Source organism: Pseudarthrobacter sp. L19 (assembly GCF_050859435.1).
Lineage (GTDB): Bacteria > Actinomycetota > Actinomycetes > Actinomycetales > Micrococcaceae > Arthrobacter.
Genome location: NZ_CP193935.1, coordinates 3,277,422 through 3,293,410, shown reverse-complemented (window position 1 = coordinate 3,293,410; position 15,989 = coordinate 3,277,422). Strand labels below are relative to the sequence as shown.

General features: G+C 69.8%; 13 protein-coding genes and 1 pseudogene. 12 read left to right on the top strand and 2 right to left on the bottom strand.

Going from position 1 to position 15,989, the window contains the following annotated elements:
• Positions 1-56 precede the first annotated feature (56 nt).
• Genes ACRQ5B_RS15795 through ACRQ5B_RS15785 form a run of 3 tightly spaced genes read left to right on the top strand, consistent with a single transcriptional unit; the run spans position 57 to position 1,934 of the window.
• On the top strand, positions 57-761 hold the full coding sequence (locus ACRQ5B_RS15795; protein WP_432395490.1) for a DUF3710 domain-containing protein: 705 nt from the start codon (positions 57-59) through the stop codon (positions 759-761).
• Complete coding sequence (locus ACRQ5B_RS15790; RefSeq protein WP_412882743.1) at positions 754-1,143, top strand: hypothetical protein; 390 nt, start codon at positions 754-756, stop codon at positions 1,141-1,143. The genes ACRQ5B_RS15795 and ACRQ5B_RS15790 overlap by 8 nt, the downstream gene beginning before the upstream one ends.
• A gap of 2 nt (positions 1,144-1,145) precedes the next feature.
• Positions 1,146-1,934 (top strand): DUF3159 domain-containing protein, encoded by a 789-nt coding sequence (locus ACRQ5B_RS15785; RefSeq protein ID WP_432395487.1) that lies wholly within the window; start codon positions 1,146-1,148, stop codon positions 1,932-1,934.
• A 96-nt stretch (positions 1,935-2,030) separates the two neighbouring features.
• Here the strand turns inward: ACRQ5B_RS15785 and ACRQ5B_RS15780 are convergent, their stop codons facing one another.
• The gene (locus tag ACRQ5B_RS15780; protein WP_432395485.1) at positions 2,031-2,807 is read right to left on the bottom strand and encodes a potassium channel family protein; all 777 of its coding nucleotides are present in this window, start codon (positions 2,805-2,807) and stop codon (positions 2,031-2,033) included.
• On the bottom strand, positions 2,808-3,479 hold the full coding sequence (locus ACRQ5B_RS15775; protein ID WP_290258111.1) for a potassium channel family protein: 672 nt from the start codon (positions 3,477-3,479) through the stop codon (positions 2,808-2,810).
• A gap of 117 nt (positions 3,480-3,596) precedes the next feature.
• Here ACRQ5B_RS15775 and ACRQ5B_RS15770 point away from each other — a divergent pair, with 117 nt between their 5' ends.
• From ACRQ5B_RS15770 to ACRQ5B_RS15730, 9 genes and pseudogenes are all read left to right on the top strand, one after another.
• Positions 3,597-5,573 (top strand): APC family permease, encoded by a 1,977-nt coding sequence (locus tag ACRQ5B_RS15770; protein WP_412882746.1) that lies wholly within the window; start codon positions 3,597-3,599, stop codon positions 5,571-5,573.
• On the top strand, positions 5,570-7,060 hold the full coding sequence (locus ACRQ5B_RS15765) for a class I SAM-dependent RNA methyltransferase (protein ID WP_432395482.1): 1,491 nt from the start codon (positions 5,570-5,572) through the stop codon (positions 7,058-7,060). Before ACRQ5B_RS15770 ends, ACRQ5B_RS15765 begins: the two co-directional genes overlap by 4 nt.
• Before the next feature lie 67 nt (positions 7,061-7,127).
• Positions 7,128-9,941, top strand: a complete 2,814-nt coding sequence (locus ACRQ5B_RS15760; protein WP_432395479.1) for an aconitate hydratase — start codon at positions 7,128-7,130, stop codon at positions 9,939-9,941.
• A 187-nt stretch (positions 9,942-10,128) separates the two neighbouring features.
• Entirely contained in the window at positions 10,129-12,102 is a 1,974-nt protein-coding gene (gene dxs / locus ACRQ5B_RS15755) for a 1-deoxy-D-xylulose-5-phosphate synthase (protein ID WP_432395476.1), read from the top strand.
• Positions 12,103-12,125: 23 nt separating this feature from the next.
• The gene (locus tag ACRQ5B_RS15750) at positions 12,126-12,683 is read left to right on the top strand and encodes a hypothetical protein (RefSeq protein WP_432395473.1); all 558 of its coding nucleotides are present in this window, start codon (positions 12,126-12,128) and stop codon (positions 12,681-12,683) included.
• Positions 12,684-12,837: 154 nt separating this feature from the next.
• Positions 12,838-12,969 carry a hypothetical protein gene (locus tag ACRQ5B_RS15745; protein WP_432395470.1) on the top strand — a complete coding sequence of 44 codons (132 nt, stop codon included), beginning with the start codon at positions 12,838-12,840 and terminating at the stop codon, positions 12,967-12,969.
• 20 nt (positions 12,970-12,989) lie between these two features.
• Entirely contained in the window at positions 12,990-13,967 is a 978-nt protein-coding gene (locus ACRQ5B_RS15740) for an aldo/keto reductase (RefSeq protein ID WP_432395467.1), read from the top strand.
• 44 nt (positions 13,968-14,011) lie between these two features.
• A pseudogene (locus ACRQ5B_RS15735) lies at positions 14,012-15,093 on the top strand (nucleoside hydrolase).
• A gap of 61 nt (positions 15,094-15,154) precedes the next feature.
• Positions 15,155-15,988, top strand: a complete 834-nt coding sequence (locus ACRQ5B_RS15730; RefSeq protein WP_432395464.1) for an ECF transporter S component — start codon at positions 15,155-15,157, stop codon at positions 15,986-15,988.
• Position 15,989: the final 1 nt, after the last annotated feature.

Below are 15,989 nucleotides of genomic sequence, written 5' to 3'. Positions count from 1 at the left end.
GCACACCCGGTCCGTCCCGGACGAGCAGCGGCGGAACACAACGAAGGAGACAACCCATGGTTTTTGGGCGTGGCAGGAAAGCCAAGCAGGAACAGCCGAGCGAGGCCGTCGAGGCACCGGAGACCGGCGCCGACGCCGCCGCGGACACGGCCGTCCGCGGGTCCGGCCCGTACGACGTCTCGGAGATTGAGAACCAGGACGGCTACGTCGACCTCGGCGCCCTGCTGATCGCGCCGCGGGAGAACCTGCAGCTGCGGCTTGAGGTCGAGGAGGCCACCCAGCGCGTCGTCGCCGTGACCATGGACCTGGAGGGCTCCAGCCTGCAGCTGCAGGCCTTCGCGGCGCCCCGGTCCGAGGGGCTGTGGGACGAGATCCGCGAGCAGATCGGCCAGTCCGTCGGAAGCCAGGGCGGCCAGGTCGAGGAGATCGAGGGCCACTTCGGCATCGAACTCGTCGCAAAGCTCCCCGCCGGCGACGGCAGCGAGGGCTACCGGGTGGCCCGCTTCATCGGCGTCGACGGCCCGCGCTGGTTCCTGCGCGGCGTGCTCGGCGGGGAAGCGGCCATCGACCGGGAAGCCTCCCGGGATCTGGAGGACCTGTTCCGCAAGATCGTCGTGGTGCGCGGGGACAACCCGATGCCGCCGCGGGACCTGCTGCAGCTGCGCCTGCCCAAGGACACCAGCGCCACGGCCCCCGGCCCGGCCGGACGCCCCACCTTGGACCAGCCCGAACGCGGACCGGAGACCACCCAGATTGGGTGACGCCCCCGGAGGCCTGTCCTCCGACGCCGTCCCGGTCCGCGGCCTGCCCGAGCGCGGCCGCGTCCTCTGCCGCGGCTTCATCGAATCCGTCACCTACGCCCCCGCGGGCGAGGTGGCGGCGTTTACCGCGATCATCACGGACCACGACGCCCCGGCGGCGCGGCCCCGCCGCGTCACGGCCGACGCCGCACCGCCCACCGCCCGACGCCGCCGCCAGGTGGCCGCGGACCGGCTCCGCGTGGTCTGGCTGGGCCGCCGCCGCATCCCGGGCGTCCACGCCGGACTGGAGCTGAAGCTGGAGGGGATGGTTACCGTCCGCGACGGCCTGCCCACCATGTTCAACCCGCGCTACGAAATCCTGTCCCGCCTGGAGGAACACTGACCATGCCCGAGATCTCGCCGTTCCAGGACCCCCGGCCGCGCGAGTCCCAGCCCGGTTCCGCCCAGCCCCCTGAGGCGCAGCCCACGGGCGCCCAGCCGACCGGCGCCCAGCCCACCGTGGCCCAGCTCGCCGAGGATTACGCCGCGAAGGCGGGCCTGCACCGCACCAGCAACGGCAACATCGACGTGCTGAAAAGCGCCGGCGGTGTCCAGGGCCTGGCCGAGAGCATCCTGCCCGGCCTGGTCTTCCTGATCGCCTTCACGGTGTCCCGGGAGCTGACCCAGGCGCTGGTGGCCGCCCTCGCCGTCGCCGCCGCCTTCACCGTCGCCCGGCTGGTCCAGCGCAAGCCGCTGACCCAGGCGCTGGCCGGCATTGCCGGCGTCGGCCTCTCCGCCTGGCTGGCCAACACCACGGGCAAGGCCGAGGACTTCTACGTCCTGGGCTTCTTCACCAACCTGGGCTACATCGTGGCGATGAGCATCTCTATCGCCGTCCGCTGGCCGATCGCCGGGCTGCTGTTCGGCTTCATCCGCAACGAGGGCCTGCACTGGCGCAAGGACCCGGCCCGCGTGAAGGCCTACCGGATCGGCACCTGGGTGATCATCACCGTCCTGGCCCTGCGCCTCCTGGTCCAGGTGCCGCTGTACTACATGGGGGAGCAGGGCCTCGCCGCCCTCGCCACCACCCGGCTGCTGATGGGCGCCCCGCTGTACATCCTGGGCCTCTGGGTGGCCTGGCTCCTGACCCGGCCCGCCGACCCGGCAACCGAGACTTCGGCCGAACCCAACTAGCTCGCAGCTGAGGCCGTCATGAATGCTCATAACGGCCTCAGCTGTCAGTCAGTTGGGTCGGCCCGCCGACGGGGCACGGGGACGGCGGTTGGGGGCCTAGCCGTCGAAGCCGTCGTCCTCGATGGCGTGGCTGTGCGCGGGCTGGCCGGAGCGGCCGTCGGAGTCATCGTCGGGCCCGGCCGCGGCATCCGCAGCGGCGTCGCCCTCGCCGGCATCCGGGGCCGAGAGCAGGGCCCGCAGCTCGTCCTCGGCGGCGATGGTGGTGACGAAGAACAGCTCGTCGCCGCCGTCGATGACGTCGTCCCGGCTGGGGGTAATGGGGGCCTGGTCGCGGAGGATTGCCACCAGGGTCGCGTCCTCGGGCCATTCAATGGCGCCCACCGTCAGGCCGATCACGTGCGAATCGTGCGGCACGGTGAATTCCACCAGCGAGGAGACGCCGGTCTGCAGCGTCAGCAGCCGGACCAGGTCGCCGATCTCCACGGCCTCCTCCACCAGCGCCGTCATCAGCTGCGGGGTGTTGACCGCGACGTCGACGCCCCAGGAATCGTCGAACATCCAGTCGTTCTTCGGGTTGTTCACCCGGCCCACGGTGCGGCCCACGCCGAACTCGGTCTTGGCCAGCAGCGAGACCACCAGGTTGACCTTGTCGTCGCCGGTGGCGGAGACGACGACGTCGGCGTCCTCCAGGCGGGCGTCCTTGAGGGTGCTGAGCTCGCAGGCGTCGCCCACCAGCCAGTGCGCGCCGCGCAGGCCGCTGCGGCCGATCACCTCCGGCTTGAGGTCGATCAGCAGAATTTCGTGCTTGTGCGAGAGCAGTTCGCGGGCAATCGAGGAACCGACGCTGCCGGCACCGACGATGACGACCTTCACTTAGGACTCCTTGGCGGGGGATTTGGCGAGGATGTGGGCCACCTCGGAGGTGCGGTCCACGCTGAGCATGGCGTGGACGGTGTCGCCGTCCTGCAGCGACATGCCGGGCGTCGGGAGCATCCCCTCGCCGAAGCGGGTGAGGTAGGCGATGCGGATGTCCGCGGCCTTCTCAATAGCGGTCAGCGGGTGGCCGACCCAGCCGGCGTCGAGGTCCACCTCGGCCAGCACCAGACGGCCGGAGGGGTCGCGGAAGTCACCGGCGAGGTGCTGCTCGGGCAGGATCCGGCGCAGCACCTGGTCGGCGCTCCAGCGCACGGCGGCGACCGTGGGGATGCCCAGGCGCTGGTAGATCTCAGCCCGGCCCGGGTCGTAGATGCGGGCCACCACGTGCGGGACGTGGAAAGTTTCCCGGGCCACGCGGGTGGCCAGGATGTTGGAGTTGTCACCGCTGGAGACGGCGGCGAAGGCGTAGGCCTCCTCGACGCCGGCGCGCTTGAGCGTTTCGCGGTCAAAGCCGACGCCGGTGACCTTACGGCCGGTGAAGCCGGTGCGGAGCCTCCGGAAGGCACGGTCGTCCTGGTCGATGATGGCGACCGAGTGGCCGGCGTCCTCAAGGGTGTGCGCCAGGGTGGCACCCACCCGGCCGCAACCCATGATCACGAAGTGCGCCACATGTGCCTCCTAAAGCGTCTGTCTCACGTTGCTGCGTAAACTCTACCGGCCACCGGGGCCCGGCAGCCGCGCCCCGGCCGCCATGACATCGGGTGCGAATCAGACTAACTTTGTCTGGTGCTGACAATTTTCAATGCCGTGAAGCGGGTGCTGGTGGGGCGTCCCTTCCGCAACGACCGTCTGGCCCACACGCTGCTGCCGAAGCGGATCGCGCTTCCGATCTTCGCCTCGGACGCGCTGTCGTCGGTCGCCTACGCCCCGGACGAAATCCTGCTCACCCTGGCCCTGGCCGGCGTCAGCGCGGTGGCATTCTCGCCGTGGGTGGGCCTGGCGGTGATGGTGGTGCTGCTGACGGTGGTGGCATCCTACCGGCAGAACGTCCACGCGTACCCCTCCGGCGGCGGCGACTACGAGATCGCCAACGAGAACCTCGGCAAGTACGCGGGCCTGACCGTGGCCTCGGCCCTGCTGGTGGACTACGTCCTGACCGTGGCGGTGTCCATGTCCTCGGCCGCGGCATACCTGACCACTGCCGTTCCCTCGCTGCACGGCCAGCAGGCCGCAATCGCCACCATCGGCGTCGTGATCCTGGCCCTGGTGAACCTGCGTGGCATCCGGGAAGCCGGCAGCGTCTTCGCCGTCCCCACCTACATCTTCATGGTCTCCATCCTCGGCATGACCGCCGTCGGCGTCTTCCAGGCTGTCACCGGCCAGCTGGGCCAGGCACCCTCGGCCGAGTTCCAGATCGTCCCGGCGCCCGGCTTCGACGAGGGCCTGGTGGGCCTGACCGGTGCGTTCCTGCTGCTGCGGGCCTTCTCCTCCGGCGCCGCCGCCCTCACCGGCGTCGAGGCGATCAGCAACGGTGTGCCCAACTTCAAGAAGCCCAAGAGCAAGAACGCCGCCACCACGCTGCTGCTCCTGGGCGTCATCGCGGCGTCCATGCTGGCCGGCATCATCTACCTGGCCAACGCCACCAAGGTGCACATCGTGCAGGACCCGGCCAAGGAGTTCCTGCTCAACGGCCAGCCCGTGGACGAGGGCTACATCCAGAACCCGGCCATCAGCCAGATCGCGCAGACGGTCTTCGGCGCCGGCTCCATCCCGTTCTATATCGTGGTGGCCGCCACCGGCGTCATCCTCGTCTTCGCCTCCAACACGGCGTTCAACGGCTTCCCGGTGCTCGGCTCCATCCTGGCCCAGGACGGCTACCTGCCCCGCCAGCTCCGCACGCGCGGCGACCGGCTGGCCTTCAGCAACGGCGTGCTGGCCCTCGCCGCCGGCGCGCTGGTGCTGATCATCTCCTTCAACGCCGACGTCACCAAGCTGATCCAGCTCTACATCGTGGGCGTCTTCATCTCCTTCACCCTCAGCCAGCTTGGCATGATCCGGCACTGGGGCCGGGAGCTGAAGCTCGCCAAGGACCCGGCCGCGAAGCTGCGGATGCTCAAGTCCCGCACCATCAACACCATCGGCTTCGGCATGACCGGCCTGGTGCTGGTGATCGTGCTGATTACCAAGTTCGAACAGGGCGCCTGGATCGCCCTGCTGGCCATGTTCATCCTGTTCCTGATCATGTGGAGCATCCGGGCGCACTACGACAACGTCGCCAAGGAACTCGCCGTGGACGAGGACTCCTCGCCGCGCGCCCTGCCCACCCGCGTCCACGCGGTGCTGCTGGTCTCCCACGTCCGCAAGCCCGTGCTCCGCGCCCTGGCGTACGCCCGCGCGTCCCGGCCCTCCCGGCTGGACGCCATCACCGTGGACATCAGCCCGGAGGAGACCGAACAGACCCTCGCGGACTGGGAGAAGCTGGACATCCCGGTGCCCATCACGGTTCTGGCCAGCCCGTTCCGCGAGACGGTCACGCCCATCATGGAGTACATCAAGAACATGCGCCGGGACTCACCCCGCGACCTGATCGTGGTGTACATCCCGGAGTACGTGGTGGGCAAGTGGTGGGAGCAGCTGGTGCACAACCAGACCGCCCTGCGGATCAAGACCCGGCTGCACTTCGAACCCGGAGTGATGGTCGCCAGCGTGCCGTGGCAGCTGAAATCGTCCGAAGAAGCCAAGAGACTGCAGGATATTCAATGAGCACCGACCGCCGGACCCCTGCCGCCACCGAACTGGTCGTCGACGTCGGCCGGGTGGCCCACGGTGGCCACGCCGTGGCCCGGCACGAGGGCCGGGTCATCTTCGTCCGGCACGGCATCCCGGGGGAGAAGGTGCGCATCAGGCTCACTGACGACGCCGAGGGCGCCAAGTTCTGGCGCGGCGACGTCATCGAGGTGCTCGAGGCCTCCGAGGACCGGGTGGAACACTTCTGGCACGCCGCTGACGCGCGCCGCGCCTGGGCCCACGGCCACCCGCCGGTGGGCGGCGCCGAACTGGGCCACATCTCCCTGCCCCGCCAGCGCCGGCTGAAGGCCGAGGTGCTGGCCGAACAGCTGCACCGCCTGGCCGGCATCGACGCCCACGCCCTGGCCGGCCTCCCGGGCGCCGGCCACGTCGAGGCGGTGGGGGAGGACGCGACCTCGGGTGCGCCGGGGCTTGGCTGGCGCACCCGCACCGGGTTCGCGATGACCCCGTCCGGCCAGCTGGGCATGCACGCCTACCGCGCGGACACCGTCCTCGCCGTCCGCGAGATGCCGCTGGCCGTGGACGGCATCAACGACCTGCGCCTCTGGGACCACGACTTGCAGGGCATCGAACGGATCGAGGTCGCGGCCCCGGCCAACGGCTCCCGGCCGCTGGTGCTGCTGGTTCCCGCCCCCGGCACCCGGCCGCAACGGGTCGCCGCCATCGCGGCCCGGTTCCCGGAGACGGTCTCCGTCGCCCGGCTGGACCCCGCCACCGGTGAGGTCACCCAGCTGCGCGGCCGCACCTGGGTGCAGGAAACCGCGGCCGGCCACGACTTCCGCGTCACCGGCGACGGCTTCTGGCAGATCCACCGACACGCCCCGGAAACCCTGGTGGGCGCGGTCAAGGAGGCCCTGCACGACGGCGGCTACCTCGCCCCCGGCTCGGCCGTGGCCGACCTGTACGCCGGCGCGGGGCTCTTCACCGCCGCGCTGGCCGACGCCGTCGGAGTCACCGGCTCCGTGCTGTCCGTGGAAGGATCGCCCGGCACCAGCAGGGACGCACGCAAGAACCTGCACCACGCCCCGCAGGTAGAAATTGTCCAGGGCAAGGTCGAACGGGTGCTGCGGCAGAAACCGCGCAGCTTCGACGCGCTGATCCTTGATCCGCCCCGTGCCGGCGCCGGCAAGGCTGTGGTCAGCCAGCTGGTGGACTCCGCGCCGCGCGCGATCGCCTACGTCTCCTGCGACCCGGCGTCGTTCGCCCGCGACGTCGGCTACTTCCAGCAGCGGGGCTGGGCACTGAAGTCCCTGCGCGGGTTCGACCTGTACCCGCATACGCACCACCTGGAGACGGTGGCGTTGCTGACTCCCGGGGCCCGGGCCACTAGGATGGGCGGAGTAGTCCGACGTCGCGCGGGCTCAGCACCCCGTTTCCCGACGGTCCCGCGGAGAACATCCCGCTCCGGACCGTCCCGGCCGGCTTGTCCGGCAGCTGGTTAGGCTTGCCTAACTAGCTTAGGGGTCTGCGGCGCGACAAAGATGAAACAGTTGCGAGAGGAGTCCTGCGATGAGCATTGTGGACAGCTTCGGTGCAAAAGGCAAACTTAATGTAGCCGGTACCGAATACGAGATTTTCCGGTTGAACTCCGTCGAAGGCGCAGACAGCCTTCCGTTCAGCCTCAAGGTGTTGCTTGAAAACCTGTTGAGGACCGAGGACGGCGCCAACATCACGGCCGACCACGTCCGCGCCCTGGCCGGCTGGGATCCCAACGCCGAGCCCGACACTGAAATCCAGTTCACGCCGGCGCGCGTGATCATGCAGGACTTCACCGGCGTGCCCTGCGTTGTCGACCTCGCCACCATGCGTGAGGCCGTCAAGGACCTCGGCGGTGACCCCACCCGGGTGAACCCGCTGGCACCGGCCGAACTGGTCATCGACCACTCCGTGCAGATCGACGCCTTCGGCAACTCCGGCGCACTGGAGCGCAACATGGAGATCGAGTACCAGCGCAACGGCGAGCGGTACCAGTTCCTCCGGTGGGGCCAGACCGCGTTCGACGACTTCAAGGTCGTCCCGCCGGGAACCGGCATCGTGCACCAGGTCAACATCGAATACCTGGCCCGCACCGTCATGACCCGCGAGGTTGACGGCACCCTGCGCGCCTACCCGGACACCTGCGTCGGCACCGACTCCCACACCACCATGGTCAACGGCCTGGGCGTGCTCGGCTGGGGCGTCGGCGGCATCGAGGCAGAGGCCGCCATGCTCGGCCAGCCCGTCTCGATGCTGATCCCGCGCGTCGTCGGCTTCAAGCTGACCGGCTCCATCCCGGCCGGCGCCACCGCCACCGACGTGGTGCTCACCATCACCGAGATGCTGCGCCAGCACGGCGTGGTCGGCAAGTTCGTCGAGTTCTACGGCGAGGGTGTCGCGGCCGTGCCGCTGGCCAACCGCGCCACGATCGGCAACATGAGCCCCGAGTTCGGTTCCACCGCCGCGATGTTCCCGATCGACGACGTCACCCTCGACTACCTGCGCCTCACCGGCCGGGCGGACGAGAACGTCGCCCTGGTCGAGGCCTACGCCAAGGAACAGGGCCTCTGGCACGACCCGTCCCGCGAGATCAAGTTCTCCGAGTACCTCGAGCTGGACCTGTCGACGGTTGTTCCGTCGATCTCCGGCCCGAAGCGCCCGCAGGACCGCATCATCCTCTCCGAGTCCAAGGCCCAGTTCCGCGAGGACCTGCGCAACTACGTCAAGGTCGACCTGGCCGACGGCAGCCTGGACGAAGCGATCGATGAGAGCTTCCCGGCCTCGGACGCGCCGTCGTTCACCGCCAACGCCAGCCACCTCACCGAGGAGGCCCCGCACTCGCACGGACCAAAGGCCAATGGCCGCCCGTCCAAGACCGTGGCCGTCAAGACCGCCGACGGCCGCGAGTTCGAACTGGACCACGGCGCGGTGTCGATCGCCTCGATCACCTCCTGCACCAACACGTCCAACCCGTCCGTGATGCTGGCCGCCGCACTGCTGGCCCGCAACGCCGTCGAAAAGGGCCTGACCGCCAAGCCATGGGTCAAGACCTCCGTCGCCCCGGGTTCGAAGGTCGTTACCGACTACTACAACAAGTCGGGACTGACCCCGTACCTGGAGAAGCTCGGCTTCTACATCGTCGGCTACGGCTGCGCGACCTGCATCGGCAACTCCGGCCCGCTGGACGCCGAGATCTCCGAGGCCATCCAGGCCAACGACCTCTCCGTCACCGCCGTGCTCTCCGGTAACCGCAACTTCGAAGGCCGGATCAACCCGGACGTGAAGATGAACTACCTGGCCTCCCCGCCGCTGGTCATCGCCTACGCCCTGGCCGGCACCATGGACTTCGACTTCGAGAACGACCCGCTGGGCCAGGACGAAGCCGGCAACGACGTCTTCCTGAAGGACATCTGGCCGAACCCGTCCGAGGTCCAGGAGACCATCGACTCCTCGATCGACAAGGGCATGTTCGCCCGCGGCTACGAAGGCGTCTTCGAAGGCGACGAGCGCTGGAAGGCCCTCGACACCCCCGCCGGCGACACCTTCGCCTGGGACCAGGACTCCACCTACGTCCGGAAGCCCCCGTACTTCGAGGGCATGAAGGCCCAGCCGGAGCCGGTCCAGGACATCAGCGGAGCCCGCGTGCTGCTCAAGCTCGGTGACTCGGTGACCACCGACCACATCTCCCCGGCCGGTTCCTTCAAGTCGGACACCCCGGCCGGTAAGTACCTGCTGGAGCACGGTGTCGAGCGCAAGGACTTCAACTCCTACGGTTCCCGCCGTGGCAACCACGAGGTCATGATCCGCGGCACCTTCGCCAACATCCGGATCAAGAACCAGCTGCTCGACGGCGTCGAGGGTGGCTTCACCCGCGACTTCACGCAGGCCGATGGCCCGCAGGCCGCCGTGTACGACGCCGCCCAGAACTACCAGGCCGCCGGCACCCCGCTGGTCGTCCTGGCAGGCAAGGAGTACGGCTCCGGTTCGTCCCGTGACTGGGCTGCCAAGGGCACCGCGCTGCTGGGCGTCAAGGCCGTCATCGCCGAGAGCTACGAGCGCATCCACCGCTCCAACCTCATCGGCATGGGCGTCCTGCCGCTGCAGTACCCGGCCGGCCAGAACGCCGCCAGCCTGGGACTGACCGGCACCGAGTCCTTCTCCGTAGAGGGCGTCACCGCCCTCAACGAAGGCACCACGCCGAAGACCCTCAAGGTCACCGCCACGGCAGAAGACGGCACCACCACGAGCTTCGACGCGGTCCTCCGCATCGATACCCCGGGTGAAGCCGACTACTACCGCAACGGCGGCATCCTGCAGTACGTGCTGCGCCAGATCTCGGCCAGCTAGCACCACCGGCCGCGCCTCCGGGCGAGGCCACCCGAAGCCCCGGACCGTCACTGACGGGCCGGGGCTTCGGCGTTCCCGGGCCCGGCGGGGGAGCGGTACGCGCGGCTGGCGGCCCGGGATGCGCAACCGGCGGACACGCCGAGGCGTTAGAGTTGTAAGGCATGTCTACTACCCGCAAGGAGGGCCGTTGGGAATCTTGGAGAGCATCCGGAGTCCGCAGGACCTGAACACGTTGTCCCAGGCGCAGCTGGACCAGCTGGCCGCCGAGGTCAGGGAATTTCTGATCGGCAATGTGTCCCAGACGGGCGGCCACCTCGGGCCGAACCTCGGCGTCGTCGAACTCACCATCGCCGTGCACCGCATCTTCGACTCGCCGCGCGACAGCATCGTCTTCGACACCGGCCATCAGTCCTATGTGCACAAGCTCCTCACCGGACGCCAGGACTTCAGCACCCTCCGCCAGCAGGGCGGCCTCTCCGGCTACCCGGACCGGGGCGAGTCCGAGCACGACATCGTCGAAAGCTCCCACGCCTCCTCCTCGCTGTCCTGGGCGGACGGCATCTCCCGCGCCCGCCGGCTCACCGGCGACGGCGACCGGTACGTGATCGCCGTCGTCGGCGACGGCGCCCTCACCGGCGGCATGGCCTGGGAGGCACTGAACAACATCGCCGCGGACAAGAAACGCCGCGTCGTGATCGTCGTCAACGACAACGGCCGCTCCTACGCCCCGACCGTCGGCGGCGTCGCCGACTACCTCGCCTCGCTGCGCCCCACCATCGACTCGCTCCGCGCCGCCCCCGCCTACGAGGGCGCGCTGGACTGGTGGAAGAAGCGGCTGCAGAGCGGCGGCCCCGTGGGCCAGTTCACCTATAAGAGCCTGCATGCCATGAAGAAGGGCATCAAGGACTGGTGGGCCCCGCAGGGCATGTTCGAGGACCTCGGCATGAAGTACATCGGCCCCGTGGACGGCCACAACCTCCAGGCGATGGAAAACGCCCTCTCCACGGCCAAGAACTACGCCGGGCCCGTGATCGTGCACGCCATGACCGAGAAAGGCCACGGATACGCCCCGGCCCGCGCCCACGAGGCGGACCAGTTCCACGCCGTCGGCATCATCGACCCGGAAACCGGCGAACCCACCGAGGCCGGCGGCGCCAAGTCCTGGACCTCCGTCTTCGCCGATGAGATCGCCGACATCGCGGACGAGCGCAAGGACATCGTCGGGATCACCGGCGCCATGCTGATCCCCGTCGGCCTGCACAAGTTCGCCGCCAGGCACCCGGACCGAGTGTTCGACGTCGGCATCGCCGAACAGCACGCCCTCACCTCCGCCGCGGGCATGGCGTTCGGCGGCCTGCACCCCGTGGTGGCCGTCTACGCCACCTTCCTCAACCGTGCCTTCGACCAGCTGCTGATGGACGTGGCCCTGCACAAGGCCGGCGTCACCGTGGTCCTGGACCGCGCCGGCGTCACCGGCCCCGACGGCGCCAGCCACCACGGCATGTGGGACATGGCGATGGTGCAGATCGTCCCCGGCCTGCACCTGGCCGCACCGCGCGACGCCACCCGGCTGAAGGAAGAACTCCGGGAAGCCGTCGCCATCGAGGACGCGCCCACCGTGCTCCGCTACTCGAAGGGCAGCGTCGGCGCCGAGGTCGAGGCGCTCGAACGCCTGGCCGACGGCGTCGACGTGCTCGCCCGCCGGCCCGCCGGCTCCACCGACAACGACGTGCTGATCGTCAGCGTCGGCGCCATGTCCGAGCTGGCCCTCGACGTCGCCGGCCGGCTCGGGGCGCAGGGCATCAGCTCCACCGTCATCGACCCGCGCTGGGTGCTGCCCGTACCCGCCTCGGTGATCGCCCTCGCCTCCCACCACCGCCTGGTCATCTGCATCGAGGACGGCGTCCGGGCCGGCGGCGTCGGCTCCCGGATCCGCCAGGAGATGCGCGCCGCCGGAGTCGACACTGCCCTGAACGAGGTGGGCCTGCCGGTCGAATTCCTGGACCACGGGACCCGCAGCCAGGTGCTGGAACGCGTCGGCCTGACCGCCCAGCAGATCACGCACGACGTCGTCGCCCAGGTCCTCGGCACGAAGGTGCCGTTCGCGCGCCCGCTGCCCGGCCAGGAACACCCCAGCACCGGCAGCCTGCCGATCCTCTGACCGAACCACCAAAGGAACACAGCATGAGCGGCATCATCCGCGTCTACAAGCGCGACGAGGAAGGGGTCCTGCACTTCCGCGAGGCCTGGATCGACGAGGACTACTCCGAGTTCGTCATGAACCACGGCGTCGTGGGACACCAGAGCAAGACCGAGGAGACCGAGGTCGCCGATCCGGACGCCGGCGAATCCCTCATGGAGGCCTTCGCCGCCCAGTGCGCCGAGGACGGCTACGCCGAGGTCCCCGAGGAGGAACAGTCGTGGGTGGTGGCCCAGTACGCCCTCAAGACCAAGGAGGGCACCAGCCGGGACCGCTACCTCGAGGAGAAGGCCAAGGACGCGCTGATCAGCCACCTGGCCTGGCGTGGCCTGGGCGTGGTGGACCGGTCCGAGTTCTCGGACGCCAAGCTGAACATCTTCTGCCTGACCCCGGACGTGGCCAAAACGGTCAACGCGATCAAGGTCTGCATCCGCGGCGAGGCCCTGGACTTCACCAAACTCAGCATCGGGGCGGCGCCTTATGGCTCCACGGACTATAAACTGAAACACTCCGCAAAGCCGGCCTCCAGCTTCTCGCTGTAGCCGACGGCACCTGCAAGGAGCCGGACCCGGCTCACCTGGAATTGGGGGCAGCGACTGGAAGGACACGCAATGACGCGCAAATCCCCACGACCCGGCAGCACCCCTCCCCGCAGGACTGGCCGCCCCGGCCCGCCGCTCACTGGCGCACGCCGGGGTGGAGACGCTGGAACACCTGGTCCCGCTGGGCCGCCGCCAGCTCGCCGGCATGCCGGGCATCTGCCCGCGCACCCTGGCCCAGCTGCAGGACGCCATGGACGAGCACGGGCTGGAGCTCCCCGCGGGGTAGGGCGTTATAGGCTGAATTCCATGACTGATTACCGACGCGTAGGAAATTCCGGACTGACCGTCTCCGCCGTGGGCCTCGGCTGCAACAACCTGGGCCGGGCCGGTACCGCCACCGAGACGCAGGAGGGAACCGACGCCGTCGTCCACGCCGCGCTCGACGCCGGCATCACTTTCTTCGACGTCGCCGACGTCTACGGCCGCGAACCGGGCCTCAGCGAAACCATGCTGGGCAAGGCCCTCGCCGGCCGCCGCGACGACGCCGTCATCGGCACCAAGTTCGGCCTCGACATGAACGGCGCCAACGGCAACGACTTCGGCGCCCGCGGCTCCCGCCGGTACATCATCCGCGCCGTGGAGGCCTCCCTGCGCCGGCTCGGCACCGATTGGATCGACCTCTACCAGTTCCACACCCCGGACCCGCAGACCCCCATCGTGGAAACCCTCGACGCGCTCAACGAGCTCGTGACCAGCGGCAAGGTCCGCTACATCGGCCACTCCAACCGCGCCGGCTGGCAGATCGCCGAGGCCGAATACGTGGCCCGCGCCCGCGGCGGCGCCCGCTTCATCTCCAGCCAGAACCACTACAACCTGCTGGACCGCCGTGCCGAACAGGAAGTCACCCCGGCCGCGGAGGCCTACGGCCTGGGCGTCCTGCCCTACTTCCCGCTGGCCAACGGCCTGCTCACCGGCAAGTACGCCAAGGGCCAGGCCCCCGAGGGCTCGCGCCTGAGCCACACCCGCACCAACCTGGTCAACGACGCCGATTGGGACCAGCTGGGCCGGTTCTCCGCCTTCGCCGCGGAACGGGACCTCACCGAGATCCAGGTCGCGTTCTCCTGGCTCGCCGCCCAGCCCTCGGTCAGCAGCGTCATCGCCGGCGCCACCCGCCCCGAACAGGTCCGGCAGAACGCCGCGGCCGTCGCCTGGGTCCCGGACGCCGCCGAACGGGCCGAGCTGGACGAGATCTTCCCGCGCACGCCCAAGGTTGCCCTGTTCTGAGCGAGGCAGTCCCCGGCGCCCCGGCCGCCGGTCCCCGCATCCTGATGGACGTCGACACCGGGATCGACGACGCCCTCGCCATCGTCTACCTGCTGTCCCGCCCCGAGGTGGAGGTGCACGCCATCACCTGCACCGCCGGGAACGTGGGTGCCCGGCAGGTGGCGCTGAACACCCTCTCGTTGCTGGAACTCTGCGGCCGCAGCGGGATCGAGGTGGCCACCGGCGCCGAGGTCCCGCTGCAGGTCCCGCTGGTCACCACCGAGGAAACCCACGGGCCGCAGGGGATCGGCTACGCCGAGCTCCCCGCCCCGGCCAAGCCCATCTCGGACCGGCACGCCGTCGACCTCTGGATCGAGGAGGCCCGCGCGCATCCCGGCGAGCTCACCGGCCTGATCACCGGTCCGTTGACCAACTTCGCCCTGGCCCTGCGCCGGGAACCGGAGCTGCCGCGGCTGCTGAAGTCCCTGGTGATCATGGGCGGCAGCTTTTACTACCAGGGCAACACGACGCCGACGGCGGAGTGGAACACCCACGTGGACCCGCACGCGGCCAAGGAGGTCTACGCGGCCTACCGTGGCCTGCCCGAGGACAAGCTGCCCATTGTCTGCGCACTGGAAACCACGGAACGGATCGAGATGCGGCCCGAGCATCTGCGCCGGCTGGGGGAGGCCGCCGGGCTGCCGGAGCCGGAACTGGTGCTGCCGGAGCAGCCCGAGGGCCTGCGCAGCACCGCCGCGAACCCGCTGGTGGCCTGCCTCTCCGACGCGCTCCGGTTCTACATGGAATTCCACCGGCTCTACGACCAGGGCTACGTGGCGCACGTTCACGACGCGTTCGCCGCCTGTGCCGCCGCCGGGCGGACCCCGTTCATCACCCGGCTGGCGACGGTCGACGTCGAGACGGAGTCGCCGCTTCTGATGGGAACCACGGTGGCGGACTTCCGCGGCCTCTGGGGCTGCCGCCGAACGCCCGGATTGTCTCCGGCAACGACCCCGATGCCTGCTTCGCCGAACTGGTCGACTCGGTCGGGGCGCTGGCCCGCACCCTGGGCCCGGACCCTAACCCGAACCCTGGGCCGGATCCCAGCCCGAACCCCGGGCCGGTCACCAGGGTCCGCAAAGGCTAAGATGGTAGCTGCGCCGAGGTGACATCAGGCGGACTTTGCCGACCCCAGCCGAAGGATCCCCATGTCACAGCAGCCCCTGACTCTCCCCGCGACCGGACCCCGCGCCGGTGAACCCCGCGGCCGCCGTCGCCTGCTCCTGGAGATCGCCAGCGCCGTGGCCATCGCCGCCACCTACGTCTACCTGGTCCTGACCCAGCCCGTGGAACTGGCCGACGGCCCCACCAGCGCCTCCGCCCTCGTGGCCCTGGGCGGCTTCCTGCTCGGCGCCGTGCTGCTGCTCGTGGCCGTCCTGCCGACCCTGCCCACCTCCACCCTGGTGCTGATGCCGGTCGCGATCGTGCTCAACGTCGTCCTCGGCCAGCTGATCGGCACCACCGGGCTGCCGTTCTACATTGACGCCGTCGGTACCGTCCTGGTCGCGGTCCTCGCCGGACCGGCCGCGGGCGCCGCCACCGGCGTCCTGGGCAGCATCATCTGGTCCTTCTTCAACCCCACCGTCCTGCCGTTCGCCGCCGGCGCCGCGCTGATCGGCTTCCTCGCCGGCATGGGCGCCCGCGCCGGGCTGTTCCGCCGCTTCTACCTCGCCCCCGTGGCCGGGTTCGTCACCGGCATCCTGGCCGGCGTCGTCTCCGCGCCCATCGCGGCTTTCGTCTACGGCGGCACCGCAGGCCTGGGCACCGGCGCCCTCGTCAGCGCCTTCCGGGTCATGGGCGACACCCTGCTGGCCGCCATCACCAAGCAGGCTCTGATCTCCGACCCGATGGACAAGGCGATCGTCTTCACCATCGCCGCCCTCCTGGCCTACGCCCTGCCGCGCCGCACCACCTTCCAGTTCCCCTTCGTCCGCCGCTTCCGGGTCCTGGCCGGCAAGGCCCCGGCCACGCCCGACGCCTAGG